28 protein-coding genes are annotated in these 26,086 nt (G+C 65.6%); 7 read left to right on the top strand and 21 right to left on the bottom strand.

Translation table 11 applies throughout. The annotated features are described in order from the left end of the window. The first annotated feature begins 213 nt into the window (after nt 1-213). Both OGL92_RS08155 and leuA read left to right on the top strand, forming a co-directional pair. Nucleotides 214-879 (top strand): glutathione S-transferase, encoded by a 666-nt coding sequence (locus OGL92_RS08155; RefSeq protein WP_263142568.1) that lies wholly within the window; start codon nt 214-216, stop codon nt 877-879. A 333-nt stretch (nt 880-1,212) separates the two neighbouring features. Beyond that, complete coding sequence (gene leuA, locus OGL92_RS08150) at nt 1,213-2,883, top strand: 2-isopropylmalate synthase (RefSeq protein ID WP_263142566.1); 1,671 nt, start codon at nt 1,213-1,215, stop codon at nt 2,881-2,883. A gap of 202 nt (nt 2,884-3,085) precedes the next feature. Here the strand turns inward: leuA and OGL92_RS08145 are convergent, their stop codons facing one another. Continuing rightward, nucleotides 3,086-3,676: a cupin domain-containing protein gene (locus OGL92_RS08145; protein WP_263142563.1), complete on the bottom strand. Its 591-nt coding sequence runs from the start codon at nt 3,674-3,676 to the stop codon at nt 3,086-3,088. A 168-nt stretch (nt 3,677-3,844) separates the two neighbouring features. Between OGL92_RS08145 and OGL92_RS08140 the strand changes: the two genes are divergently transcribed. The 5 genes from OGL92_RS08140 to OGL92_RS08120 are packed head-to-tail and all read left to right on the top strand — an operon-like array spanning nt 3,845 to nt 8,496. Continuing rightward, complete coding sequence (locus OGL92_RS08140) at nt 3,845-4,513, top strand: amino acid ABC transporter permease (protein ID WP_263142562.1); 669 nt, start codon at nt 3,845-3,847, stop codon at nt 4,511-4,513. A gap of 23 nt (nt 4,514-4,536) precedes the next feature. Continuing rightward, nucleotides 4,537-5,292, top strand: a complete 756-nt coding sequence (locus OGL92_RS08135; protein ID WP_263142561.1) for an amino acid ABC transporter ATP-binding protein — start codon at nt 4,537-4,539, stop codon at nt 5,290-5,292. Between the two features lie 10 nt (nt 5,293-5,302). Further along, the gene (locus OGL92_RS08130; protein WP_263142559.1) at nt 5,303-6,136 is read left to right on the top strand and encodes a transporter substrate-binding domain-containing protein; all 834 of its coding nucleotides are present in this window, start codon (nt 5,303-5,305) and stop codon (nt 6,134-6,136) included. An 18-nt stretch (nt 6,137-6,154) separates the two neighbouring features. After that, complete coding sequence (locus OGL92_RS08125) at nt 6,155-7,237, top strand: arginase family protein (RefSeq protein ID WP_263142557.1); 1,083 nt, start codon at nt 6,155-6,157, stop codon at nt 7,235-7,237. After that, complete coding sequence (locus OGL92_RS08120) at nt 7,237-8,496, top strand: hydantoinase/carbamoylase family amidase (protein WP_263142556.1); 1,260 nt, start codon at nt 7,237-7,239, stop codon at nt 8,494-8,496. The genes OGL92_RS08125 and OGL92_RS08120 overlap by 1 nt, the downstream gene beginning before the upstream one ends. 61 nt (nt 8,497-8,557) lie before the next feature. Here the strand turns inward: OGL92_RS08120 and OGL92_RS08115 are convergent, their stop codons facing one another. The 20 genes from OGL92_RS08115 to iscR all read right to left on the bottom strand — a co-directional run bounded on the left by OGL92_RS08115 (nt 8,558) and on the right by iscR (nt 26,017). Further along, the gene (locus tag OGL92_RS08115) at nt 8,558-9,022 is read right to left on the bottom strand and encodes a hypothetical protein (protein WP_263142554.1); all 465 of its coding nucleotides are present in this window, start codon (nt 9,020-9,022) and stop codon (nt 8,558-8,560) included. A gap of 94 nt (nt 9,023-9,116) precedes the next feature. Beyond that, entirely contained in the window at nt 9,117-9,926 is an 810-nt protein-coding gene (locus OGL92_RS08110; RefSeq protein ID WP_263142552.1) for an amidohydrolase, read from the bottom strand. Nucleotides 9,927-9,966: 40 nt separating this feature from the next. Continuing rightward, nucleotides 9,967-11,115, bottom strand: a complete 1,149-nt coding sequence (locus OGL92_RS08105; protein ID WP_263142550.1) for a pyridoxal phosphate-dependent aminotransferase — start codon at nt 11,113-11,115, stop codon at nt 9,967-9,969. Nucleotides 11,116-11,247: 132 nt separating this feature from the next. Then, entirely contained in the window at nt 11,248-12,720 is a 1,473-nt protein-coding gene (der, locus tag OGL92_RS08100) for a ribosome biogenesis GTPase Der (protein WP_263142545.1), read from the bottom strand. 105 nt (nt 12,721-12,825) lie between these two features. Continuing rightward, nucleotides 12,826-13,968, bottom strand: a complete 1,143-nt coding sequence (bamB, locus tag OGL92_RS08095; RefSeq protein WP_263142543.1) for an outer membrane protein assembly factor BamB — start codon at nt 13,966-13,968, stop codon at nt 12,826-12,828. Continuing rightward, on the bottom strand, nt 13,965-14,609 hold the full coding sequence (locus OGL92_RS08090; protein WP_263142539.1) for a tetratricopeptide repeat protein: 645 nt from the start codon (nt 14,607-14,609) through the stop codon (nt 13,965-13,967). The genes bamB and OGL92_RS08090 overlap by 4 nt, the downstream gene beginning before the upstream one ends. Nucleotides 14,610-14,634: 25 nt before the next feature. Beyond that, a complete protein-coding gene (hisS, locus tag OGL92_RS08085; RefSeq protein WP_263142538.1) occupies nt 14,635-15,924 on the bottom strand; it encodes a histidine--tRNA ligase in 1,290 nt (429 codons plus the stop codon). Nucleotides 15,925-15,944: 20 nt separating this feature from the next. Beyond that, nucleotides 15,945-17,054, bottom strand: a complete 1,110-nt coding sequence (ispG, locus tag OGL92_RS08080; RefSeq protein ID WP_263142536.1) for a flavodoxin-dependent (E)-4-hydroxy-3-methylbut-2-enyl-diphosphate synthase — start codon at nt 17,052-17,054, stop codon at nt 15,945-15,947. A 3-nt stretch (nt 17,055-17,057) separates the two neighbouring features. Beyond that, nucleotides 17,058-18,059 carry a RodZ family helix-turn-helix domain-containing protein gene (locus OGL92_RS08075; RefSeq protein WP_263142534.1) on the bottom strand — a complete coding sequence of 334 codons (1,002 nt, stop codon included), beginning with the start codon at nt 18,057-18,059 and terminating at the stop codon, nt 17,058-17,060. Then, on the bottom strand, nt 18,056-18,817 hold the full coding sequence (gene pilW, locus OGL92_RS08070) for a type IV pilus biogenesis/stability protein PilW (protein WP_263142532.1): 762 nt from the start codon (nt 18,815-18,817) through the stop codon (nt 18,056-18,058). The genes OGL92_RS08075 and pilW overlap by 4 nt, the downstream gene beginning before the upstream one ends. A gap of 12 nt (nt 18,818-18,829) precedes the next feature. Beyond that, entirely contained in the window at nt 18,830-19,975 is a 1,146-nt protein-coding gene (gene rlmN, locus OGL92_RS08065) for a 23S rRNA (adenine(2503)-C(2))-methyltransferase RlmN (RefSeq protein ID WP_263142531.1), read from the bottom strand. A gap of 22 nt (nt 19,976-19,997) precedes the next feature. Continuing rightward, nucleotides 19,998-20,429 (bottom strand): nucleoside-diphosphate kinase, encoded by a 432-nt coding sequence (gene ndk, locus OGL92_RS08060; RefSeq protein ID WP_263142530.1) that lies wholly within the window; start codon nt 20,427-20,429, stop codon nt 19,998-20,000. A gap of 91 nt (nt 20,430-20,520) precedes the next feature. Next, nucleotides 20,521-20,721, bottom strand: coding sequence for a Fe-S cluster assembly protein IscX (iscX, locus tag OGL92_RS08055; RefSeq protein WP_263142528.1), 201 nt, complete (start codon nt 20,719-20,721; stop codon nt 20,521-20,523). 9 nt (nt 20,722-20,730) lie between these two features. Continuing rightward, the gene (gene fdx / locus OGL92_RS08050; RefSeq protein WP_263142527.1) at nt 20,731-21,069 is read right to left on the bottom strand and encodes an ISC system 2Fe-2S type ferredoxin; all 339 of its coding nucleotides are present in this window, start codon (nt 21,067-21,069) and stop codon (nt 20,731-20,733) included. Between the two features lie 3 nt (nt 21,070-21,072). Beyond that, a complete protein-coding gene (gene hscA, locus OGL92_RS08045; RefSeq protein WP_263142522.1) occupies nt 21,073-22,935 on the bottom strand; it encodes a Fe-S protein assembly chaperone HscA in 1,863 nt (620 codons plus the stop codon). 45 nt (nt 22,936-22,980) lie between these two features. Beyond that, complete coding sequence (hscB, locus tag OGL92_RS08040) at nt 22,981-23,502, bottom strand: co-chaperone HscB (protein ID WP_263142519.1); 522 nt, start codon at nt 23,500-23,502, stop codon at nt 22,981-22,983. A gap of 8 nt (nt 23,503-23,510) precedes the next feature. Continuing rightward, nucleotides 23,511-23,834, bottom strand: coding sequence for an iron-sulfur cluster assembly protein IscA (gene iscA / locus OGL92_RS08035; protein WP_263142516.1), 324 nt, complete (start codon nt 23,832-23,834; stop codon nt 23,511-23,513). A gap of 16 nt (nt 23,835-23,850) precedes the next feature. Beyond that, entirely contained in the window at nt 23,851-24,237 is a 387-nt protein-coding gene (iscU, locus tag OGL92_RS08030) for a Fe-S cluster assembly scaffold IscU (RefSeq protein WP_263142514.1), read from the bottom strand. 32 nt (nt 24,238-24,269) lie between these two features. Beyond that, complete coding sequence (locus tag OGL92_RS08025; protein ID WP_263142513.1) at nt 24,270-25,484, bottom strand: IscS subfamily cysteine desulfurase; 1,215 nt, start codon at nt 25,482-25,484, stop codon at nt 24,270-24,272. Between the two features lie 38 nt (nt 25,485-25,522). Next, nucleotides 25,523-26,017, bottom strand: coding sequence for a Fe-S cluster assembly transcriptional regulator IscR (gene iscR, locus OGL92_RS08020; RefSeq protein ID WP_263142511.1), 495 nt, complete (start codon nt 26,015-26,017; stop codon nt 25,523-25,525). Nucleotides 26,018-26,086 lie beyond the last annotated feature (69 nt).

Genomic DNA, 26,086 nt, shown 5'->3' with positions numbered 1-26,086 from the left:
GGATGGCGCTCTTCCCATCCGCCAAGCGAACCTTCCTGCCGCACGAAAACTCCCGACCTGGGTCGCCCCCTCCCGGATCGCCCCTGGCCACGGATGCCGGTTTCTCCGCCACAGGGAACGGGCCTTGCGCGAAGATAGGCTTTTTTGTCGGCACGTTCCCGCCCGGCGCCTCTCTAAAATCTGTCGCGTCCTATTCCGTATCAGGAGCCTTGCATGATCACCGTCCATCACCTGAACAACTCCCGCTCTCAGCGCATCCTCTGGCTCCTCGAGGAAATCGGCATCGATTACGAGATCAAGCGCTACCAGCGCGATCCGAAGACCATGCTCGCGCCGCCGGAGCTGCGGGCGGTGCACCCGCTGGGGAAATCCCCGGTGATCACCGACGGCGAGCTGACCCTGGCGGAGTCCGGCGCCATCATCGAATACCTCGCCGGGCGCTACGGCGACTGGCTGCTGCCGGCCGCCGGCTCGGCGGAGCGGCTGCGCTGCACCTACTGGCTGCACTACGCCGAAGGCTCGGCGATGCCGCCGCTGCTGCTCAAGCTGGTGTTCGACAAGATGGAAAGCGCGCCCATGCCGTTCTTCGTCAAGCCCATCGCCCGCGGCATCGCCCACAAGGTGAAGAGCAGCTTCATCGAGCCGCAACTGCGCCAGCACCTCGACTACCTGGAGAACGAACTGGGCAAGCACAGCTGGTTCGCCGGCGAGACCTTCAGCGCCGCCGACATCCAGATGAGTTTCCCGCTGGAAGCCGCCGCCTCGCGGGGTGGACTGGACGCCAGCCGACCCAGGTTGAGCGCCTTCCTCAGCCGCATCCACGCGCGCCCGGCCTATCAACGGGCCTTGGAGAAAGGCGGCGAGTACGCCTACGCCTGATGGACGCACGACCCCCGGACTGGGGGTCGCACTCAAGCAAGCCTCGGACCACCGAAAAACCTCTGCGCAATATCGATTCGTTAATCAGGCATCTATTAGCAGAATAAAAAAGGCAAAAAACAACTTACGCCTTTTTATATCGTTTTTTAGAGTTTCCTTGCCATAAGGCCTCACCCTCATTAGGGTGGAGCCATGCCAAACGATCGAACCCTCATACTGTTTCGCCAACTCGCCTGCCTGTGCTTGGTCAGCCCGCGACTGCGTCGCTCAGCCTGATGGACCGACGCACTTTCCCGGCCGGCTGGCCACTCCGATGATTTCAGGAAAACGCCCATGAGCATGCTCAAAGACCCGTCGCACAAATACCGTCCCTTCACCCGCATCGCCATCGCCGACCGTACCTGGCCGGACCAAGTGATCGACAAGGCGCCGATCTGGCTGTCCACCGACCTGCGCGACGGCAACCAGTCGTTGATCGAGCCGATGGATGCCGAGAAGAAGATGCGCTTCTTCAAGACCCTGGTGCAGGTCGGCCTGAAGGAAATCGAGGTGGGTTTCCCGTCCGCGTCGCAGACCGACTTCGACTTCGTTCGCGAGCTGATCGAGGGCGGCCACATCCCCGACGACGTCACCATCCAGGTGCTGACCCAGGCGCGCGACGACCTCATCGAGCGCACCTTCGAGTCCCTGGTCGGCGCGAAGAAGGCCATCGTCCACTACTACAACGCCTGCGCGCCGAGCTTCCGCCGCATCGTCTTCAACCAGGACAAGGCCGGCGTGAAGGCCATCGCGGTGACCGCCGGCCAGACCATCAAGCGGCTGGCCGCGGCCGCGCCGCAAACCGCCTGGGCGTTCGAGTATTCGCCGGAAGTGTTCAGCTCCACCGAGATCGACTTCGCCGTCGAGGTGTGCAACGCGGTGGTCGAGGTGTTCCAACCGACGCCGGCGCAGAAGTTGATCCTCAACCTGCCGGCGACCATCGAGAACGCCACGCCGAACAATTACGCCGACCAGATCGAATGGTTCGCCCGCCACATCGACCGCCGCGACAGCGTGCTGATCAGCCTGCACACCCATAACGACCGTGGCACCGGCGTCGCCGCCACCGAGCTGGGCCTGATGGCCGGCGCCGATCGCGTCGAAGGCTGCCTGTTCGGCAATGGCGAGCGCACCGGCAACGTCTGTTTGGTGACCGTGGCGCTGAACCTCTACACCCAGGGGGTGGACCCGAAACTGGACTTCTCCGATATCGACGCCGTGCGCAAGGTGGTCGAGGACTGCAACCAGTTGCCGGTGCATCCGCGCCACCCCTATGTCGGCGACCTGGTGCATACCGCGTTCTCCGGCTCGCACCAGGACGCGATCCGCAAGGGCTTCGCCCAGCAGAAGGACGACGCGCTCTGGGAAGTGCCCTACCTGCCGATCGATCCGGCCGACATCGGCCGCGACTACGAGGCGGTGATCCGGGTGAACAGTCAGTCCGGCAAGGGCGGCATCGCCTTCCTGCTCGAGCAGGAGTACGGCATCAGCCTGCCGCGGCGCATGCAGATCGAGTTCAGCCAGGTGGTGCAGCGCGAGACCGACCGCCTCGGCCTGGAAATGACCGCCCAGCAGATCTATCAGTTGCTCGACCGCGAATATTTGCAGGCCAAGGCGCCCTATGCGCTGAAAGGGCATCGCCTCCAGGAAGAGAACGGCACCAGCGCGGTCGACGTGGAAGTCTTCGCCAAGGGCGAGACCCAGCATTGGCGCGGCATCGGCAAGGGGCCGTTGGAAGCGCTGGTCGCCGGCCTGCCGATCGCCGTGGAAATCATGGACTACTCCGAGCACGCCATCGGCGCCGGCACCACGGCCCAGGCCGCCGCCTACATCGAGCTGCGCGTCGAGGGCGGTCGAGCCCTGCACGGTATCGGCATCGATGAAAACCTCACCACCGCCAGCTTCCGCGCGCTGTTCAGCGCCCTGAACCGCGCCCTGGTGCAGGCCGAGGCCCAGGCCGCCTGACCCGTCTGGCGCCCTCCCGGGCGCCATGTCACGCCATGGAAACGCCCGATGCCCGGCATCGGGCGTTTTCGTTTCCGGCCGAATGACCGGTGACGAGACGGGCGCGAAACGCAACGATTGCCGCGCGCCGATCCGGACTCGTCGGCACCGCGGCCTGCACCCAGGGCACGCGCCCCTGGCAACGAGGCCGTCGAGGCGTCGCTCAGAAGGTAGGCGGGGTGTTCACCCAGAGCACACGGGCCAGGGTCCGCCCGGGGTTGTGGTAGTGGTGACGCTGGGTGGAGGGGAACCAGAACGAGTCCCCGGTCTGCAGGAAGTAGGTTTCGTCTTCCACCGTGAGTTCCAGGCAACCGTCTAGCACGTAGCCCAGTTCCTCGCCCTCGTGGCTGATCGCGCCATCGCTTTTCGCGCCGGGCTCGACGATGTGTACATTCACCTCAAGCAGCGCACCCTTTTGGGTCGGAGCGATACGTTCCAGTGCAACCGCGGGCGCTCCGTCGTCCTCGCTGCGCAGGCGAATCACCGGTCGCTCGCCCACCCGCTTGACCAGTCCCTCGTTCTGCTGGACCTCGAACAGCGCGCCGATGGTGGTGCCCAGGGCGGCCGAAATCGCATGCAGCGCGCGCACGGAAGGCGCCGCGTTACCCTTCTCTATCTTGGAGATCATGCTCTCCGAGCAGCCCGCGAGGTCCGCCAGCTGGCGCATGCGCAGCCCCCGGTTCAACCGCAGCATACGCAGCCGCGAGCCCAGCTCGGCGTCTGCTACGGCGCTGGGCCGACTTTTCGCATCCATATCCCTTCCCTCGGTTTTCGTGCCTTCCGGCCGGAATGGCACGATTCTAGCTTTGAACCAAAATTCAAGCACTTGAATTTTGAGATTGCGTTTGAACGATTCGAGAAGCACTTTCCCTACCAACATCAGCGTTCGGTGCGAAAGGCCCCGATCCCGAGGAGACAGCGATTGAGCGGCTACGAATGGCAATTCCACATCATATTGGATTACTGGCCCATCTTCGTCCGGGGCGCCTGGACCACCCTCAAGCTCACCTTCGCGGCGACGCTGCTGGGTCTGGCGATCGGATTGCCCGTGGGCATCCTGCGGCATTCGAAGGTCTGGTGGCTACGCGCGCCGGTGTCGGTGTACGTGGAAGTCATCCGCGCCACCCCGGCGCTGGTGCAGATCGTCTGGATCTACTACTGCTTCCCGATCCTCTTCGGGCTGCAGATGGGCGCCGAGACCACCATCGTCATCGCCCTGGGCATCCACACCGGCGCCTACGTCGCGGAGATCGTCCGCGCCGGGATCAACGCGGTGGACACCGGCCAGTTCATGGCCGCCAAGTCGATCGGCATGAGCTGGGCCATGACCCTGCGGCGGATCATCCTGCCCCAGGCGGGGCAGAAAATGATCCCGCCCTTCATCAATGAGTTCGCCAACATCATGAAGCTCTCGACGCTGGCCTCGACCATCGCCGTGTACGAGCTCCTCCAGGAATCCAACAACCTCATCGCCACCGTCTACCGGCCGCTCGAGGTGTACACCTTCCTGGCCATCGTCTTCTTCTGCATCACCTACCCCTGGATCTGGCTATCGCAACGCTACGAAGCCCGCCTACGGAGGCGCGCATGAGCGAACACACCGGAGCGCGACCCATGCTGACGATCAAGAACCTGAGCAAATCCTACGGCGACCTGGCGGTCCTCAAGGAAATCAGCCTGGACATCGCCGCCAATGAAGTGGTGGCGATCATCGGCCCCAGCGGCTCGGGCAAGAGCACCCTGCTCAAGTGCCTGAACTTCCTCGAACCCTACGGCGGCGGCGAGGTGCGCTTCGAAGGCGAGCTGGTCGGCTACGAGGACGGCCCGCGCGGCCGCCGGCTGGCGCGCGAGAGCCGCACCAGCCGGCAACGGGCGCGGATGGGCATGGTGTTCCAGAACTTCAACCTGTTCCCCCACATGAGCGTGCTGGAGAACCTCCTCGAAGGCCCGGTCCACGTCCTCGGCGAGCCGCGCGCCGAAGTCAGCCAGCGCGCCGTCGAGCTGCTCGCCAAGGTCGGCCTGCTGGAGAAACGCGACGCCCGTCCCTCGACCCTGTCCGGCGGCCAGCAGCAGCGCGCGGCGATCGCTCGTGCCCTGGCCATGCGGCCGAAGCTGATGCTGTTCGACGAGCCCACTTCCGCCCTCGACCCCGAGCTGGTCGGCGAGGTGCTGGCCACCATCGGCCAACTCGCCGCCGAGGGCATGCCGATGGTGATCGTCACCCACGAGATGAGTTTCGCCCGCGACGTCGCCGACCGGGTGATCTTCATGGAAGGCGGCGAGGTCGTCGAGGAAGGCCCGCCCTCGTTGATCTTCACCCGCCCCAGCAACCCCCGTACCCAACAGTTCCTGTCCCGCGTACTCCACTAGAGGTTCCGCCATGAAACCCTTGCTGCGACTGCTGCTCCCCGTACTCGCCACCCTGTCGCTGTGCGCCACCGTCCCGGCCCAGGCCGCCGGCGAGTTGCGCAAGATTGCCGAATCCGGCCAGTTGAAGATCGGCTACATCCCCTCCCCGCCCGGCACCGCCAAGGACCCGCGCAGCGGGGAACTGACCGGCTTCTACGTCGATGCGGCCAAGGCCATCGCCGAGGAAATGGGCGTCAAGCCGGTGTTCGTCGAGACCACCTGGGCCAACTTCGTCGCCGGGCTGCAATCCGGCCAGTTCGACATGTCCATCGGCGCCACCTTCGCCACGGTCAAGCGCGCCATGGCGGTGGATTTCACCACGCCGATCTTCTACCTGGGCAGCGTCGCCGTGGTAGGCCGCGATGACCAGCGCTTCGCCAGCATCGCCGACATGAACAAGGCGGACGTGCGCATCGCCGTGGTGCAAGGCACCGCCGCCGAGACCTACGTGCGCGCCAATATGCCCGAGGCGCGGGTCACCGCGCTGAACACCGGCAACCTCACCGCCGGCTTCATGGAAGTGGCGGCCGGACGTGCCGACGTCAGTTTCGAGGACCTGTTCACCGCCACCCAGTTCGCCAAGCAGCAGCCGGGGGTGAAGGTGATCTTCGCCGACAAGCCGGTGAATTTCCTGCCCATCTCCTGGACGGTGAACAAGGGCAACAGCGAACTGCTCTCGGTGCTCAACATCGGCCTTTCCAACCTGCTGGTATCCGGCCGCTGGGACGCCATCGCCGCGAAATACATCGACGGCGGCCGTTACGTGAACCAGCCCAACCTGCGCGCCTTCCCCCGCGCCGAATGATCCCGACGGAGAGCTCCCATGCCGCATTACCCTACCTGGCCTGAAACCCTCGCCGGCAAGCACTGGCGCAACGTGCACTTCCCGCGCATCCGCGAAGACACGCCGACCTTCCTCGGGGTGCCCTACGCGATCCGCGAGGAGGACCTGCAAGGCGCCGACATCGTCATCATCGGCGCGCCCTTCGCCGCCGGCTGGGGCAAGAAATACAGTGGCGTGGACAAGGCCGAATGGCTGGCCGCCACCACCCGCGTACGCCAGCAGTCGATCCGCTACCGCGGCGGCTACGTGCAGGACTTCGACCTGGACATCTTCGAGCACCTGAAGGTGGTGGACTACGGCGATATCGACATCCCGCTGGAGGCCAGCTACGAGGGCACCGTCGAGCGCATCCTCGAGGCCCAGGAAAGCGTCGAGCGCAAGGTCAAGCAAGTGCTGGCCGCCGGCGCCATTCCGGTGGTGATCGGGCAGAATTCTCCGGTGGCTTCCTACGCCGTCGGCCGCCCGGTGGCCGAGCACATCGGTGGGCCGGTGGGCATGGTCAGCCTGGACACCCACTGGGATTGCTGGCCCTACGACTGGGCGACGATGAACGAGCACATCGCCGGTTCCACCAACTGGAAGGACAAGCTGTTCCGCGATTGCCCGAACTACGCCATCCGCAACCTGGTGGAGATCGGCGAACGCGGCATGCTCGAAGACCCCGCGGTGGTCCGTCACTACCTGAAGAACGGCGCCTGCTTCATGCCGATGTGGAAGATCCGCACCGAGCTGGGCATCGACGGCGTGGTGCGCAACCTGGAACAGGCCTACCAGGGCACCGACGGGGTCTACGCGCACTTCGACATGGACGTGCTCGGCGGCGCCGGCCCCAGCGACGGCGACCTGCTCGGCGAACTGGCCGAACCCATCGGCATGACCGACTACGAGGCGATCCGCATCGCCCACGAGGTGGGCAAGCGCGGCTGCGCCGGTCTGTCCTTCCTGTGCATCCCGCCGGGTTCGGCGGTGATGTACCGGGTGATCGTCTACGTCCTGACCTATTTCATGGCCGGCGTCGCCCTGCGCAAGATCGCCCAGGGCGCCGAAGAGCGGGAACGCTGATGGACAGGTCCTCACATAGCGAACCTCGCGCCCCGCGTATCGACGGCGAGCGCCTCTGGCGCCGTCACCTGGAACTCGCCCGCCATGGCGCGCTGCCCGCCGGGGGCGTCGACCGCCCGGCGTTCTCCGCGATCGACGCCCAGGCCCGCCGGCAGTTGATCGAGTGGGGGCAGGCGATCGGCCTGCAGCCCTCGATGGACGACATCGGCAACCTGTTCCTGCGCCGGCCGGGGCGCCGCCCCGAACTGCCGGCGGTGGCCACCGGCTCGCACCTGGACACCCAGCCCACCGGCGGCAAGTTCGATGGCGCCTATGGCGTGCTGGCCGGGCTGGAGGTGCTGGCCTGCCTGCACGAGGCCGGCCTGCAGAGCGAACGCGACCTGTTGCTGGTGGTATGGGCCAACGAGGAAGGTTCGAACTTCGCGCCGACCACAATGGGCTCCGCGGTGTTCAGCGGTCACTTGGCGCTGGCGGAGGCCCTGGCCGCGCTCGATCCCCAGGGCGAGCGCCTCGGCGACAGCCTGCCGGCCTTCCTCGCAGCCCATGGAGACGTCGCCCGGCAGGATGAAGCCGTCGCCCTGCACGCCTTCATCGAGGCACACATCGAGCAGGGCCCGGTGCTGGAAGCGGCGGGCCTTCCCTTGGGGATCGTCAGCGGTATCCAGGGGCTGCGCTGGCTGGAGGTGGACGTGCGCGGCCAGGAAGCCCATGCCGGCACCACGCCGGGCAGCGCGCGCCGCGACGCCCTCAAGCAGGCCGTGCACATGGCCCGGGCGCTGTTCGCGCATTTCGACGCCCTCGGCGACGGCGTGCGCTTCACCCTCGGGCGCTGGCGGGTCGAGCCGGGCTCGCCGAATACCGTGCCGGGCCGGGTCCGCTTCACCATTGACTTGCGCCATCCGCAGGGCCAGGTGCTGGCGGAAAGCGAGCAGGCCATCCGCCGGCTGTGCGCGGAACATGCCGGCCCCTGCCCGGTCGAGGTGACCACTCTCAGCCAATCGGAGCCGATCGAGTTCCCCGACGCCATCCGCGCCATGCTCGACCAGTGCGCCGCGCTCTGGCAGTACCCCCGGATGTCGCTGGTGTCCGGCGCCACCCACGACGCCAAGCTGCTGCATGGGGTGACCGCCACCGGCATGCTCTTCGTGCCCTGCGAGAAGGGCATCAGCCATAACCAGCTGGAGAATGCCACTCCAGAGCACTTGGCGGCGGGCGCCCAGGTGCTGGCCGAGGCGCTGGTCCGGCTGGCCGGCGCCTAGCGGCGGAGCCGGACGGCGCCGCCCAGGTGCCATCCGGCCCCTCCCGTCGCATCGGCGTGGGTCAGGCGCTGGTGTTCACCAGTTGTCCGCTGCTGCTTTCCGAGGACTCGGTGGTCGCCTCGGTCAACGAGGCGTAGGCCTGTTGCAGGGACGCATTGGTGGTGGCGATCTGCGCCTGCACCGCCTGGGCCTGGGTGCGCTTCTGCTCCTCGGTCTGGTCGCCGGCCTGGACCTGCTTGAGCCGTTGCTGCTGCTCCTGCAGCTCTTTCTTCAACTGCTCGATGCTCTGTTTGATTTCCTTGATGGTGTCCGAGGTGTCATCGTCGCTGTCGGAATCCGAATCGGCCGCTCCCCCTCCGGCGGTGGCGGGAGGCGCGCCTGCCCCCGCGGGCGAAGCGCCCGCGGCAGCGGCGGAGGCCTGGTCGGTATCGTCGGCGACGGCGCTGGCCGTACTGTCGGCGTCGGTGGCGGCGCTGGTGGTGCGGGTGGTGTAGCTGGCGGCGAGGTGGCCGATGGTGCTGATCATCGAAGAACTCCTACGACATGAGGGAGATGATCGAGCATCGGCCTGGGCACGCGACACTTGAGAACTATCGGGTAACGGTTCTGATACCAAAACGCTACAGGGTCGACACAGGCTCCGGTCGGCTCGACAACTGAAACGCATCGGCATCCAGGTCGGCCGGGAAGCGCTTGCGATAGGCGCCCAGCTCCGCCGCCGACAGGCTGACCTGGAACACGCCGGCGTCGCTGCCCGCATCCAGCAACGCCTCGCCCTGGAAATCCACCACCTGGCTGTCGCCGCTGTAGGGATAGCCCTTGCCGTCCTCGCCGATGCGATTGACCGCGGCGACGTAGCAGAGGTTTTCGATGGCCCGCGCCGGCAACAGGCGGTTCCAGTGGCCACGCCGCGCCGCCGGCCAGTTGGCGGTGTAGAGCAGCAGATCGGTGTCCCCCGCACCACGGCTCCACACCGGGAAGCGCAGGTCGTAGCAGATCAGCGGGCGCACCCGCCAGCCCTTCAGCGCCAGCAGCACCTGGCGGTCGCCGGCGCGGTAGTGCTTGTGCTCGCCGGCCATGCGGAACAAATGGCGCTTGTCGTAGTGAGTCGCCTCGCCGTCCGGGCGCACCCAGAGCAGCCGGTTACGGTAGTCGCCCTCCGCGACGCGCACGATCAGGCTGCCGGTCACCACCGCGTCGAGGCGCTCCGCCTGGCGGCGCATCCACGCCAGGGTCGGCCCCTCCTCCGGCTCGGCCAGGGCCGCGGAGTCCATGGAAAACCCGGTGGTGAACATCTCCGGTAGGATCACCAGGTCGGCGCCCCGCGCTTGCTCCAGCAGGGTCTCGAAATGCGCGCGATTGGCTTCGGCGTCGTGCCAGGCCAAGGGGGTTTGCACCAGGGCCAGGCGCAGGTCGTGCAACGGATTCATCGATGATCTCCTTCGGCTTGCCGGGCCGGAGCCCGGCGGGTCAGACCGCGCACAGGCGCTCGGCAGCCTGGCGCAGGGTCTCCTCGCGCTTGGCGAAGCAGAAGCGCACCAAGCGCGCCCCCTTGGGCGGATCGCGGTAGAACACCGAGACCGGGATGCTCGCCACGCCGTGTTCGCGGGTCAGCCATTCGGCCATCTGCACATCGTCCAGGTCGTCGCGGATCGCCGAATAGTCGAGCAACTGGAAATAGGTGCCGGCGGCCGGAGTGAAACGGAAACGCGAGCCGCGCAGCAGATCGCAGAACAGGTCGCGCTTGGCCTGGTAGAAGCCCGGCAACTCGGCGACGTGCTCCGGGTGCGCCTGCATGAAATCGGCCAGGGCGTATTGCAGCGGGGTCACGCCGCAGAAGGTCACGTACTGGTGGATCTTGCGCAGCTCGGCGGACAACGCCGGCGGCGCCACCACGTAGCCGGTCTTCCAGCCGGTGACGTGGTAGGTCTTGCCGAAGGAACTGACCACGAAGGCGCGGCTGTACAGCTCCTCGTGGGCCAGCACGCTGGCATGGGCCACGCCGTCGAACACCAGGTGCTCGTAGACCTCGTCGCTGATCAGGTGGATGTCGCGACCGCGGATCAGCTCGGCCAGGCGGTCCAGGTCGGCGCGGCTGAACAACGCACCGCTGGGGTTGTGGGGCGAATTGAGCAGGATCAGGCGCGTGCGCGGGGTGAGCGCGTCGGCCAGGCGCTGCCAGTCGATGGCGAAGTCCGGCAACGCGAGGGGCACGTGCACGCAGCGCCCGCCCGCCAGCTCCACCGCCGGCGCGTAGCTGTCGTAGCAGGGGTCGAGGACGATGGCTTCGTCGCCGGCGCGGATCAGCGCCTGGACCGCGCAGAAGATCGCCTCGGTGGCGCCCGGGGTGACGGTGATCTCGCGTTCGACGTCGACCTGGCGGCCGTACAGGCCGGCGATCTTCGTCGCCACCTGCTGGCGCAGCGCCAGCAGGCCGGGCATGGGCGCGTACTGGTTGTGGCCGGCGTCGATATGCCGCCCAACCGCTTCGCGCAGGGCCGCCGGGCCATCGAAGTCGGGAAATCCCTGGGACAGGTTGAGCGCGCCGGTTTCCGTGGCGAGCTGGGACATGCGGGCGAAGATGGTGGTGCCGACGTGAGGCAGTTTGCTGGCGATCATGGGCTTTCCCGGGCTGGAGCGCGCCACGACGGAGCCGTCGCGAAACGGCAGGCGCGGACCGCAGGATAGCCGATCGACCGGGCACGAAAAAGGCGCGGGGACGGGGTCCGCGCGCCTTTTCCAACCGATGGCTCAGCGTTTCTTGTCGCGGCGCTTCTTCTCGGCCTTCTTGTGGTGGCTCATCAGCCGGCGCTTCTTGTTCACCTGGCGATCGGTGAGGGTGTTCTTCTTGCCTTCGAAGGGGTTCTCGCCGCCCTTGTACTCGATGCGCAGTGGCGTGCCGACCAGCTTGAGCACGCGCCGGTAGGTGTTCTCCAGGTAGCGCGAGTAGGACTTGGGCACCGCCTCCACCTGGTTGCCGTGGATCACGATGATCGGCGGGTTGGCCCCGCCCAGGTGGGCGTAGCGCAGCTTGATGCGACGACCGTTGACCAGCGGCGGCTGGTGCTCCTGCACGGCGTCCTCGAGGATCTGCGTGAGGCGGCTGGTGGGCCAGCGGGTGATCGCCGACTTGAAGGCGGTCTGCACCGACTTGTACAGGTGGCCGACGCCGGTCCCGTGCATGGCAGAGATGAAGTGGATGTCGGCGAAATCGACGAACATCAGCCGGCGTTCCAGCTCGGTCTTGACGTAATCCCGCTCGCCCTGCTCCATGCCGTCCCACTTGTTCAGCGCGATCACCAGGGCACGGCCGGTCTCCAGCACGAAGCCGAGCAGGTTGAGGTCGTGCTCGACCACGCCTTCCCGGGCATCCATGACGAAGATCACCACGTTGGCGTCCTGGATCGCCTGGAGCGTCTTGACCACCGAGAACTTTTCCACCGCCTCGAAGATCTTGCCGCGGCGACGCACGCCGGCGGTGTCGATCAGGGTGTACTTCTCCTCGTTGCGCTCGAACGGGATGTAGATGCTGTCGCGGGTGGTGCCGGCCTGATCGTAGACGATCACCCGCTCCTCGCCGAGCATGCGGTTGACCAAGGTCGACTTGCCCACGTTGGGGCGGCCGATGATGGCGATCTTGATCCCGTCCTTCTCGCTCGGGCCGGGAATCCGCACCGGCTCCTCGCCTTCGGCGACTTCCGCGGCGGCTTCGTCCTCTTCCTCGCTGGCGTCCTTGGGAAACTCGCCCAGAGCGGCGTCGAGCATCTGGCTGATGCCACGACCATGAGCAGCGGCGACCGGAATGGCATCGCCCAGGCCCAAGGGGCTGAATTCGGCGCGGGCGATGTCAGGGTCGACGGTGTCGACCTTGTTGGCGACGACGAAGCAGCGTTTGTTGCGCTTGCGCAGGTGCTCGCCGATCATCTGGTCGGCGGCGGTCAGGCCGGCCCGCGAATCGACCATGAACAGCACCGCGTCGGCCTCTTCGATGGCCTGCAGCGATTGCTCGGCCATCTTCGCGTCGATGCCTTCCTCGTCACCGGAAATACCGCCGGTATCGATCACGATATAGGTGCGCCCCTGCCACTTGGCCTCGCCGTACTGGCGATCGCGGGTCAGACCGGCGTACTCGGCGACGATGGCGTCGCGCGTCTTGGTCAGGCGGTTGAACAGCGTCGACTTGCCGACATTGGGGCGGCCCACCAGGGCGATTACCGGAACCATGGGCTCCTCCAGCGATAAATCCAGAAAACACAACGGCCGCTGCATGTGCAGCGGCCGGCAGACAATTCCCGCCAGGTGCCCGCCCCCGCAGGGCCGGGCGGACGATCAGCGGATTTTCAGGGCGACCAGCTTGCCGCTGTTGCCGAAGACGTACAGCATGTCGCCGACCGCCAGCGGACGGGCACGCAACCCGTCGCTGTCGATGCGCTCGCGGCCGACGAAGCGACCGTCCACCTGGCTCACCAGGTGCAGGTAGCCCTCGAAGTCGCCGAACGCCACGTAGCTGGAAAACACTTCCGGCGCCGACAGTTGGCGACGCGCCAGGGCATCGTTGCTCCACAGCGCCGAGGACGAACGCTCGTCGACGCCCTCGACGGTCCCACTGGCGAGGCTCACGTAGACGTTGCCGAAGCCCTGGGCCACGCCGACGTAGCTGGACGCCTCGCGCTGCCAGAGAATGCGCCCGCTTTCCAGGTCCAGGCCGGCGACGCGACCTTGGTAGGTGGCGACGTACAAGGTGCTGCCGGACAGCAGCAGGCCGCCGTCGATGTCCACCACGCGATCCAGTTCGGAGCGGCCTTGCGGCACCGCCACGCGCTGTTCCCAGACCGGCAGGCCGCGCTGCACGTCCAGGGCGATCACCTTGCCGGTGGACAGCCCGGCGACCGCCAGGTTGTTGGTCACGATGGGCGCGCCGGTGCCGCGCAGGGTCAGCACCGCCGGGGTGTTCTCGTAGATCCAGCGCTGGCTGCCGGTGGCCGCGTCAAGGGCGATCAGCCGATCGTCCTGGGTCTGCACCACCACCACGTCGCCGTTGGTGGCCGGCGGCGCCAGCACTTCGCTGGTCACCCGCGCCCGCCATTTCTCTTCGCCGCTGTCGGCGTCGAGGGCGACCACTTCGCCTTTCAGAGTGCCGAGCAGGACCAGGCCGTAACCCGCACCCACCGCACCGGAGACCGGCAGGTCCAGATCGTCCTTCCAGATCACCTTGCCGGTGAGGCGATCCATAGCCATCACCACGCCCTCGACGTCGGCGGCGAAGATACGCTCGCCATCGACCGCCGGAACCAGCAGGTTGTAGGCCTCGCCCTGACCGTCGCCGACCGACTGGCTCCACTCGGTTTCCAGCTTCACCTCTTCGGTGAAATTGGTGAGTTCGGCCGGCGGCAGTTCTTTCTTGCTGTTACTGCTGCAACCCGCGATCGCGACGGCGAGTGCCAGCACAGCGGCATATTTCCAGCCCATCACGCGTCCCCTTTCGCCAGGTCGTCGAGTTTCATCTGCAAACCACCGACCGCGGCCTCTTCCGTCAAGGCGCCCTTGGCCTTCTCGTAAGCGGCGCGGGCATCGTCGGTGCGCTTGAGCTGCACCAGCAGATCGCCGCGGAGTTCTTCGCGAGTGGCCAGGTAGGCGTTGTCGACTTCGCCGTCGAGCAGCTTGAGTGCGTCTTCCGCCTTGTTCTGCGCGGCCAGCACGCGAGCCAGCCGCTGCTTGGCCAACTCGCCGAGGGTGGCGTCGAAGGGTTTGTCGACGACCGCCTTCAGTTCGTTGGCCGCATCGTCCAGCCGACCCGACTCGACCGCCACCTTGGCGACGAACAGGCTGCCGTACTGCGCATAGGCGGTGCCGCCGAACTCGCTCTTCAGCTTGCCGGACAGGTCGGCGATCTTCGCGGCGTCCGGCTGGCCCTCGGGGGTCAGCGCGGTTTGCAGCAGGTCCTGATACAGCACCGAGGCGTTCTGGCTCTGGGTGGTCTGGTAGCGCTGCCAGGCTTGCCAGCCGAGCACCACCACCAGGGCCAGAGCGCCGCCGGTCAACAGGGGTTTGCCGTTGCGCTGCCACCAATCCTTGATCAGCGCCAGTTCTTCATCTTCGGTACGCGAGGTCACCCCAATACTCCTATTCGCTGAATGCTCAAACCCGCTGCAGGCAGGTCGCCAGATGCTCGGGCAGAGCATCCCAGGCTATGTTCTGTTGTTCGCTGTCGTCGCGCAGGGGTTTGCAACCTACCACGCGGTTCGCCAGTTCGTCGTCACCCAAGATCATCGCGTAGCGCGCGCCGCTCTTGTCGGCCTTCTTGAACTGACTCTTGAAGCTGCCGCCCCCGGCGTTCACCAGCAGGCGGATACCCGGCAAGGCATCGCGCAGACGCTCGGCCAGGGTCAACGCGGCCAGCTCGGCGGCTTCGCCGAAGGCGCAGAGATACAAGTCGGCCGGGCGCTGCAGTGTCTCCGGCAACAGGCCAAGGGTTTCCAGCAGCAGCACCAGGCGCTCCACGCCCATGGCGAACCCCACGCCCGGGGTAGGCTTGCCGCCGAACTGGGTGACCAGGCCGTCGTAGCGGCCCCCGGCGCAGACGGTGCCCTGGGCGCCGAGCTTGTCGGTGACCCATTCGAATACGGTGCGGCCGTAGTAATCCAGGCCACGGACCAGTTTCGGGTTGATCTCGTACCGGATGCCGGCGGCATCCAGGCGAGCCTTCAAGCCGTCGAAATGCAGGCGCGACTCGTCATCCAGGTAATCGTGCAGAGTCGGCGCATCGGCGAGCAGCGCCTGGGTGCTGGCCGACTTGCTGTCGAGAATCCGCAGCGGATTGGTGGTGAGGCGGCGCTGGCTGTCCTCGTCGAGCTGATCGAAACGCTCGCGCAGGTAGATCACCAGCGCATCGCGGTAACGGGCACGCGCGTCGCTGGAACCGAGGCTGTTGAGTTGCAGGCTGACCGCGTCGGACAGGCCCAGGGTCCTCCACAGGCGCCAGGTGAGGACGATCAGCTCGGCGTCGATGTCCGGGCCGGGCTGGTTGAACACCTCCACGCCCACCTGGTGGAACTGGCGGTAGCGGCCCTTCTGCGGCTTCTCGTAGCGGAACATCGGGCCGGCGTACCAGAGCTTCTGGACCTGCCCGCCACCGGTGAGACCGTGCTCGAGCATCGCCCTCACGCAGCCGGCGGTGCCCTCCGGGCGCAGGGTCAGGGACTCTTCGTTGCGGTCGAGGAAGGTGTACATCTCCTTGTCGACCACGTCGGTGCCTTCGCCGATGCCGCGGGCGAACAATTCGGTGAACTCGAGGATTGGCAGGCGGATTTCCTTGTAGCCATAGCCGTCGAGCAATGTCGCCAGGGTGTTCTCCAGATAACGCCAGGCGGGCGTCTGCTCCGGCAAAATGTCGTTCATGCCACGGATGGCTTGCAGGGACTTGCTCACTCGGAATCCTTAACGGTGATTCAGCCGCGGACGATCAAGGCCGCGTCGGCTTCGGCCTTTTCGGCCGCTTTCCGGCGGATGAGCCTTTCCAGCTCGTCCACCAGGTTGTCGTTGGTCAGTTTCTGTGCAGGCTTGCCATCGATGTAGATGAGGTTGGGGCTGCCGCCGGTCAGCCCGACGTGGGCTTCCTTGGCCTCGCCCGGACCGTTCACCACGCATCCGATGACCGCCACGTCCAGGGGCACCAGCAGGTCTTCCAGCCGGCCCTCCAGCTCGTTCATGGTCTTCACCACGTCGAAGTTCTGCCGCGAGCAACTCGGGCAGGCGATGAAGTTGATGCCCCGCGAACGCAGGCGCAGCGACTTGAGGATGTCGTAACCGACCTTGATCTCCTCGACCGGATCGGCCGCCAGGGAGATGCGGATGGTGTCGCCGATGCCGTCGGCCAGCAGCATGCCCAGGCCGACCGCCGACTTCACGGTGCCGGAGCGCAGGCCACCGGCCTCGGTGATCCCCAGGTGCAGCGGCTGTTCGATCTGCTTGGCCAGCAGGCGATAGGCCTCCACCGCCATGAACACGTCGGAAGCCTTCACGCTGACCTTGAAGTCGGGGAAGTTCAGGCGGTCCAGGTGCTCCACGTGACGCAGCGCCGACTCGACCAGGGCTTCCGGGGTCGGCTCGCCGTATTTCTTTTGCAAGTCTTTTTCCAGCGAACCGGCGTTGACCCCAATGCGGATCGGAATCCCGCGGTCGCGAGCGGCGTCCACCACGGCCTTGACCCGGTCCTCGCGGCCGATGTTGCCGGGATTGATGCGCAGGCAGTCCACACCCAGCTCGGCGACGCGCAGGGCGATGGTGTAATCGAAATGGATGTCCGCCACCAGCGGCACCCGCACCTGACGCTTGATCAGGCCGAACGCCTCGGCGGCGTCCATGTCCGGCACCGAGACCCGGACGATGTCGGCGCCCGCGTCTTCCAGGCGGCGGATCTGTGCCACGGTCGCGGCCACGTCGCAGGTGTCGGTGTTGGTCATGCTCTGCACCGCGATGGGCGCATCGCCCCCGACCGGTACGTTGCCGACCATGATCTGACGCGACAACCGACGCTTGATGGGCGACTCGCAATGCATGGCTTATTGCCCCAACTTCAGGCGAGCGGTCTCGCCATGGGTGGATGCGGCGAGGTCGACGGCCTGGCCGTTGTAGCTCACCTGGGCGCCACGGGCATACCCCAGGCGGAGTTCCAGCGGGGCCTTGCCCACCAGTTGCAGGGTTTCGCCGGTACGCTTGAGACCGCTGAACAGGACCTTGCCGCCCACTTCGCTGACCTGGGTCCAGCAATCGGCGACGAAGCGGATGTCGATCCGCGCCTGGCCGGCGGCCAGTTCCACCGGAGCTTCCGGCGCGGCAGCGGGCGCAGCCGCCGCCGGACTGCTGGGCGCGGGAGTCGGCACGACGGGCTGGGGCACGGACGGAGGCGTCACCGCCGGCGGCGCCGCGGAGGGCGTTGGCGTCGCGGGAGGCGTGGTCGAGGGCGCGGTGGCCACGTCCGGCGTCGTACCGTCCAGCGGCAGCTCGGTCACCGGCGGCGTGGCCTCGGTTTCGGCCTCGACCACGGCCTGGTCTTCCGGCTCGTCCAGGGGATGGATCTGGGTGGTGCCGTCGGCGCTTTCCACTTCGACGTGCTCGAGGCTGGTGTTGCTCGCCTCGCCGGCGCGGCGCTGCGATTGCTCCTGCCACCAGAAGAAGGCTGCGCCGATGAGCGCGACCAGGATGAAGAAGCTGACGACGCGCAGCACGCTCTGGGACAGTCGTACCGGCTCTTCGATACGCCCCAGGCTATGCACGTCGCTGCCCTTGGCATCGGTGCCGGTGTACTGGTCGAACTCCGCCACCAGGCGGTTCTGGTCCATGCCCAGAAGCTTCGCGTAGGCGCGGATGTAGCCGCGGGCGAACGTGTGCCCCGGCAACTGCTCGAACGCGCCGGCTTCGAGTTGGCGCAGGGCGTGTTCGGTCAGGTTGAGTTGATGGGCGACATCGCCCAGCTTCCAGCCGTTGCCTTCGCGAGCCAACCGCAGGGTCTCGCCCGGGTTGGCGCGGGAGGCCGCGACTGCTTCGGGGTGCGACGCTTTCATCGTTGCTCCGACAGGTATTTCTGATACTCCGGCGTACCGGGATAGAGGCGTTTCAGCTGCAGGCCCAGGCTGGCGGCCTGATCGCGGTCCTCGAAGACCTTGGCGAGGCGAGCGCCGAGCAACAGGCTGCGGGCGTTCTGTTCGGCCATCGCGCTGTAGAGGCCGTAGTAATCCCGGGCCGGCACGTACTGTTTGTCCTCGTAGGAAAGCTCCGCCATCGCCAGCAAGGCTCTGGGCTGCTGGCGATTCAACCGCAGGGATTTCTCGAAGTGCTGCTTGGCCAGTTCACGCTGGTTCAGCGCCACCGCGGTCAAGCCGAGATTCTCGAATACCCGCGAGCGCTCGGGGTACAGGTTGTCCGCCGCCGCTTGCTCGAAGCGTTGGTAGGCTTCCTTGTAGCGTTTCTGCTCGAACAGGAAGCCCCCGTAGTTGTTCAGGATGCGTGGGTCGGAACCGCGGGCCGAAAGCGCCTTGCGGAACTCCTCGTCGGCCAGCTCCGGCTCCAGTTCGCTCTGGAAGACCAGGGCAAGGGCGGCGTGGGCGTCGGCATTGGAGGAATCCAGTTCGAGCGCCTGCTTCAAGGGCACCTTGGCCCGCTCGCTGTCGCCCTGTTGCAAATAGCCGATGCCCAGTTGGATGTAGGCATCCCGTGCCTCGTCGCGCCCTTTCGAGGTGCGCATCGGATCGACGTTGCCGGTGGTCACGCAGCCGGCGAGCAGGCCGGCGACGATCAGTAATAAAGACGTCCTTGGAATCATCGAGTCCTCCCTTCAGGTCCGGTTGGCACTATGGGGCGCATCCGCCTCGCCATTCAACTGCCGCACGGCGATATAGCGCTCGCTGCGGCGGGTACGGTCCATGACCTGTCCGACCAGTTGGCCGCAGGCGGCGTCGATGTCCTCGCCCCGGGTGGTGCGAACGGTGACATTGTGCCCGGCCTTGTGCAGCAGGTCCTGGAAACGCCGGATCGCGTTGTTGCTGGGCCGCTCGTAACCGGAGAAGGGAAAAGGATTGAAAGGAATCAGGTTGATCTTGCAAGGAACGTCGCGCAGCAGCTCGATCATCTGGGCCGCGTGCTCGGGCTGGTCGTTGACGTCCTTGAGCAGGGTGTACTCGATGGTCAACAACCGTTTCTCGCCCAACCGCGAAACGTAGCGCTTGCAGGCCGCCAGCAACACGTCCAGCGGGTATTTCTTGTTGATCGGCACCAGCTTGTTGCGCAACTCGTCGTTGGGCGCGTGCAACGACAGCGCCAGGGAGACGTCGATGGCTTCGGCCAGTTTGTCGATCATCGGCACAACGCCCGAGGTGGACAGGGTCACCTTGCGCTTGGAAATGCCGTAGCCGAGGTCGTCCATCATGATGTGCATGGCGGCGACCACGTTATCGAAGTTCAGCAGCGGCTCGCCCATGCCCATCATCACCACGTTGGTGACGGCGCGATCGATCTTGGCGGGGACGGTGCCGAAGGATTTGTTGGCGATCCACACTTGGCCGATCACCTCGGCGGCGCTCAGGTCGCTGTTGAAGCCTTGCTTGCCGGTGGAGCAGAAACTGCAGTCGAGGGCACAGCCGGCCTGGGAAGAGACGCACAGGGTGCCGCGGCCGCCCTGGGGAATGTACACGGTCTCGACACAGCTGCCCGAGGCCACGCGCACCACCCACTTGCGGGTGCCGTCGCTGGAAATGTCTTCGGAGACGATTTCCGGACCGCGGATCTCGGCGCAGGCCTTGAGCTTATCGCGCAAGGCCTTGCCGATATTGCTCATGGCGTCGAAGTCATCGACGCCAAAATGGTGAATCCACTTCATCACCTGACCGGCGCGGAAACGCTTCTCCCCGATGGACTCGAAGAAGTGCTCCAGTTGCTGCTGGGTCATGCCCAGCAGGTTGGCTTTTCCGGTGGTTTCCGTCATGGCTTCACCCTCGCGGCTCGCGTCAGCGAGTGCGAGCGCATACCTCGGTAGCGGCGAAGAAATAAGCGATTTCGCGAGCGGCGGAAGCCTCGGAATCGGAACCGTGGACGGCGTTTTCGTCGATGGAAACGGCGAAATCGGCGCGGATGGTACCGGCTTCGGCTTTCTTCGGATCGGTCGCGCCCATCAGTTCACGGTTCTTGGCGATGGCGCCTTCGCCTTCCAGTACCTGCACGACCACCGGGCCGGAAGTCATGAAGGACACCAGGTCCTTGAAGAAGGGGCGTTCTTTGTGCTCGGCATAGAAACCACCGGCTTCGCGCTCGGACAGCTGGACCATCTTGGCGGCGACGACGCGCAGGCCGGCTTTTTCGAAACGGGTGACGATCTCACCGACGACGTTCTTGGCAACGGCGTCCGGCTTGACGATGGACAGGGTACGTTCAACAGCCATGTAAAACTCCAGAAACAAGGATTTAAAGCGAAAAATTAAACCCGCGAATTATACGCGGGTTCCAGTCAAATGCGTAGGGTGGCACCTTGGCTCAGTCGAGCTCTTCGATCCAGGCGCCCTGGATCGCCTCCAGCACCTTTTCACCGCCTCGCTGCGGGTCGTCGCTGAAGTCCGGCAAACCGATGACCCAGCGATGCAGGTCGACGAAGTTGATGTAGCGCGGATCCACGTCCGGTTTGCTTTCCGCCAGTTCGATGGCGATGTCCAGCACATCGGCCCATTTCAGACTCACGGCCATCTCCTAGTGCTTTTCCGAAACCTGGTTGAGGGTATAGCGGGGGATTTCCACCACCAGATCCTGCTCGCCGACCAGCGCCTGGCAGGACAGCCGCGACTGCGGTTCCAGCCCCCAGGCCTTATCCAGCATATCGTCTTCCAGTTCGTCGGACGCTTCCAGCGAGGCGAAGCCCTCGCGTACCACCACGTGGCAGGTGGTGCAGGCGCAGGACATCTCGCAGGCGTGCTCGATTTCCAGGCCGTTGCGCATCGCCGCGGCGATGATGGTCTCGCCCGGCTTGGCCTCGACCACCATGCCCTCGGGGCAATGTTCGGCGTTAGGCAGAAATACGATCTGCGGCATCAGTCATTCCTCAAGTTCATTCAATCGACGTCCGGCCAGAGCCGCCTTGACGCTCGCGTCCATCCGCCGCGCGGCGAAGGCGTCGGTCACCTGGGACAGGCGCTTGGTCTGGCGCTCGATGGCGACGCCGTCGGTTCCGCCCGCCAGCTCGCGGAGCACTCGCATCTGCTCTTCGATGGCCTCGCGCTCCTCGGCATCCAGCAAGCGTTGGCCATCCACTTCCAGGGCGGCCTGCACGGATTCCAGCAGGCGCTGGGCATCCACCTGCTGCTCGCGCAACGCACGGGCAGCCTTGTCGTCTCCGGCATGCTGGAAGGAATCCTTCAGCATGCGCATGATCTCGCCGTCGGTCAGTCCGTAGGACGGCTTGACCTGGATGCTCGCCTCCACCCCGGAACCGAGCTCGCGGGCGGCGACGCCGAGCAAACCGTCGGCATCCACCTGGAAGGTCACGCGGATCTTCGCCGCGCCCGCCACCATGGGCGGAATGCCGCGCAACTCGAAGCGCGCCAGGGACCGGCAGTCCTTGACCAGCTCCCGCTCGCCTTGCAGGACGTGGATCATCATGGCCGTCTGGCCGTCCTTGTAGGTGGTAAAGTCCTGCGCGCGCGCCACCGGGATGGTGGTGTTGCGCGGAATGACCTTCTCCATCAGCCCACCCATGGTTTCCAGGCCCAGGGACAGCGGGATCACGTCCAGCAACAGCAGTTCTTCGCCACCGCGGCGGTTGCCGGCCAGGGTGTCGGCCTGGATCGCCGCACCGATGGCGACCACCTGATCGGGATCGATATCGGTCATGGGCTGGCGCCCGAACAGCTCGCTCACCCCCTGGCGAACGCGCGGAACCCGGGTCGACCCACCCACCATCACCACGGCTTCCACCTCGGAAATCTCGATGCCGGCGTCCCGTACCGCCCGGCGGCAAGCCTTGAGGCTGCGCATCACCAAGGGCTCGATCAGGGCATCGAAGTGCTGGCGGCTCAAAACACCGCTCCAACCGCCATAGGCCAGGGAGGTCGCGTCAGCCTGGCTGAGCGCTTCCTTGGCGGAGCAGGCGATTCGCAATAACTGCCGCTGCGCGCCGGGGTCGAGGTCGGCGGACAGGCCGGCCTGCTCGATGATCCAGCCGGCGATGGCGTGGTCGAAGTCGTCACCGCCCAGGGCACTGTCGCCCCCGGTGGCCATGACTTCGAAGACGCCGGCGGTCAGGCGCAGAATGGAAATATCGAAGGTACCGCCGCCCAGGTCGTAGATCGCCACGACCCCTTCCGCCTGCTGGTCCAGCCCGTAAGCCACGGCAGCGGCGGTGGGTTCGTTGAGCAAACGCAATACGTTCAGGCCGGCCAGACGGGCAGCGTCCTTGGTCGCCTGGCGCTGGGCGTCGTCGAAATAGGCCGGCACGGTGATGACCGCGCCCACCAGCTCGCCGGCCAATGCCGCCTCGGCCCGCTCACGCAGCGCACGAAGGATTTCCGCCGACACCTCCACCGGGCTCTTCGCGCCCTGCACGGTGTCGATGAACGGCATGTGCGATTCACCCTCGACGAACCGGTAGGGCAACTGCTCGCCCAACTGTTTCACATCGGCCAGCCCACGCCCCATCAGGCGCTTGACCGAGAGCACGGTATTGAGGGGATCTTCGGAGGCGGCAGCCTTGGCGCCCTGCCCGACCTCGACGCGGTCGGCGTGATAGCGCACCGCGGAAGGCAGGATGACCTGCCCCGCGGCATCCGCCAGGGTTTCGGCCAGGCCACTGCGGACAGCGGCTACCAATGAATTGGTGGTGCCCAGATCGATGCCCACGGCCAGGCGACGCTGGTGTGGTTGCGGGCTTTGTCCGGGCTCGGCGATCTGCAGTAGAGACATGCTTATCTATGAATTGGGCGCTGCGCCTGGAAAGGTCCGCGCGGATTAATCGTCGAGGCGCTCTTCCAATTGGCGCACCTCGTGGGAGAGTTTGTCGAGGAACTGCATGCGGCGCACCAGTCGCTCGGCTTCCTCGCGCCGCGCCGGCTGATCCCAGCACTCGGCGAACCGCGCTTCCAGCTCGGCCTGGGCCGCCTTCAATCGCAGCTTGAATGGGGTGACGCCCGGCAGGTCGGCATTGTCCTGCAATTCTTCCAGTTCTTCACGCCATTGCATCTGTTGCAGGAGGAATTGCGGATCCTGCACCGTGGCTTCCAGCGGCAATTCGCCACCCTGCAACGCCAACAGGTGAAGCGCACGCTGTGGCACGCTCTTCAGCGTCTGGTAGGCCTCGTTGAGCTGCGCCGCCTGCTCGAGCGCCAGGCGCTGCTCGCGCGAAGACGCATCGGCGAAGCGATCCGGATGCACGCCCCGCGCCAATTCGCGATAACGCGCGGCCAGGCGGTCGAGATCCAGCAGGAACGCCGGTTGCAGGTCGAAGAGCGCGAAGTGACAGGGTTTACCCACGGACGGCCTCAAACGTTGAAACTTTCGCCGCAGCCACACTCACCACGCACGTTGGGATTGTTGAACTTGAACCCTTCGTTCAAGCCTTCGCGAACGAAGTCGAGCTCGGTGCCGTCGAGGTAGGCGAGACTCTTGGGATCGATGATCACCTTGACCCCGAAATTCTCGAATACCTCATCCTCGGCTCCCACTTCGTCGACGAACTCGAGCACGTAAGCCAAGCCGGAACAACCGGTGGTGCGGACGCCCAGGCGAATGCCTTCGCCCTTGCCGCGCCCTTCGAGGGAGCGGCGCACATGGAGAGCAGCCGCTTCAGTCATGCTGATAGCCATGGGACCTCCCGTTGGTTCAGAGCAGGCCTTTCTTCTGCTTGTAGTCCCGCACGGCCGCCTTGATGGCGTCCTCGGCGAGCACCGAGCAGTGGATCTTCACCGGCGGCAGCGCCAGCTCTTCGGCGATGGTGGTGTTCTTGATGGTCTCGGCCTCGTCCAGGGTCTTACCCTTCATCCACTCGGTGGCGAGGGAACTGGAGGCGATGGCCGAGCCGCATCCATAGGTCTTGAACTTGGCGTCTTCAATGACGCCTTGCTCGTTGACCTTGATCTGCAGGCGCATCACGTCGCCGCAGGCCGGCGCGCCGACCATGCCGGTCCCCACGTCGGGGTCCTCCGCATTCAGCTTGCCGACGTTGCGCGGGTTCTCGTAGTGGTCAATGACCTTTTCGCTGTAAGCCATGGTGCTTTACTCCTCGCTCATCAGGGGCAGCATCAATGTGCCTGCCATTCGACCTTGGAAAGGTCGACGCCCTCTTTATACATATCCCAAAGGGGAGACAATTCGCGCAGCTTGTCCACGGACTCGCGGATCTTGCTCGCGGCGTAATCCACTTCTTCTTCGGTGGTGAAACGGCCGAAGGTGAAACGGATCGAGCTATGCGCCAACTCGTCGTTGCGACCCAGCGCACGCAGGACATAGGAAGGTTCGAGGGACGCCGAAGTACAGGCCGAGCCGGAAGAAACCGCCAGGTCCTTGAGCGCCATGATCAGCGACTCGCCCTCGACGTAGTTGAAGCTGACGTTGAGGTTGTGCGGCACCCGGGCGATCGCGCTGCCGTTCAGGTACAGCTCTTCCATGCCCTGGATGGCATTCCAGAATCGATCGCGCAGGGCCTGGATACGCACGCGCTCGCCAGCCATCTCTTCCTTGGCGATCCGGAAGGCTTCGCCCATGCCGACGATCTGGTGAGTCGCCAGGGTGCCGGAACGCATGCCGCGCTCGTGGCCGCCACCATGGGTCTGCGCCTCGAGGCGCACCCGGGGCTTACGCCGAACGTAGAGCGCACCGATGCCTTTCGGGCCATAGGTCTTGTGGGCGGAGAAGGACATCAGGTCGACCTTCATCTTCTCCAGGTCAATCTCCACTTTGCCGGTCGATTGGGCCGCATCCACATGGAAGAGGATGCCGCGCGACCGGGTCAGTTCGCCGATCGCGGCGATGTCGTTGACCGTACCGATCTCGTTGTTCACATGCATCACCGAGACCAGGACGGTGTCGTCGCGCAACGCAGCCTCGACCAGCGCCGGGGTGACCAGGCCATCTTCGCCGGGCTCGATGTAGGTGACCTCGAAGCCTTCGCGCTCGAGCTGGCGGACGGTATCCAGCACGGCTTTGTGTTCGATCTTGGACGTGACGATGTGCTTGCCCTTGGACGCGTAGAAATGCGCCACGCCCTTGATGGCCAGGTTGTCGGACTCGGTCGCACCGGAGGTCCAGACGATCTCGCGGGGGTCGGCATTGACCAGCTCGGCCACCTGACGACGAGCGTTCTCCACCGCTTCCTCGGCTTTCCAGCCGAAGGCGTGGGAACGCGAGGCCGGGTTGCCGAAGTTGCCGTCCACCAGCAGACACTCGCTCATCTTCTGCGCGACGCGCGGGTCCACCGGTGTGGTAGCGGAGTAATCGAGGTAAATCGGCAATTTCATCGGTGCTCTCCTAATCAGGTATCAGGCAGGCGTCCTGCTCATTCGACGGCGGACGCTTCAATCTTGTCGAGACGCGGTGTGCGAGCGGTGCCGCAACGACGCTGGTCCTGGCGCAGGGCGACTTCCTGAACCTCGCGCCGGGTGACCAGATCCGCCAGGCTGATGCCGCTGAGGAACTCATGGATCTGCAGACTGAGGTCGCACCACAGATGGTGGGTCAAGCAGGTGTCGCCGGAATGGCAATCCCCGAGCCCCTGGCAGCGCGTGGCGTCCACCGACTCATTGACCGCATCGATCACCTGGGCCACATGGATGCCCTGCATGTCGCGGGACAACTGATAACCACCGCCCGGACCCCGCACACTGGTGACCAGGTTGCCACGGCGCAACTTGGCGAACAGTTGTTCGAGATAGGACAGGGAAATGCCTTGGCGCTCGGAAATGTCCGCCAAGGAAACGGGTCCATGCTGTGCATGCAACGCCAGATCGAGCATGGCGGTGACGGCGTAACGGCCTTTGGTGGTCAGTCGCATGGTGATTACCACGGAATCGCTGATTTGCAGCGATTATGCAATTCCCGAGTATTTAAGTCAACTATAAGA

The sequence above is a fragment of the Pseudomonas sp. RIT-PI-AD genome, assembly GCF_025642785.1.
Classification (GTDB): domain Bacteria; phylum Pseudomonadota; class Gammaproteobacteria; order Pseudomonadales; family Pseudomonadaceae; genus Pseudomonas_T.
The sequence above is the reverse complement of the archived record's forward strand: the minus strand, read 5'-3'. Positions and strand labels throughout refer to the sequence as shown.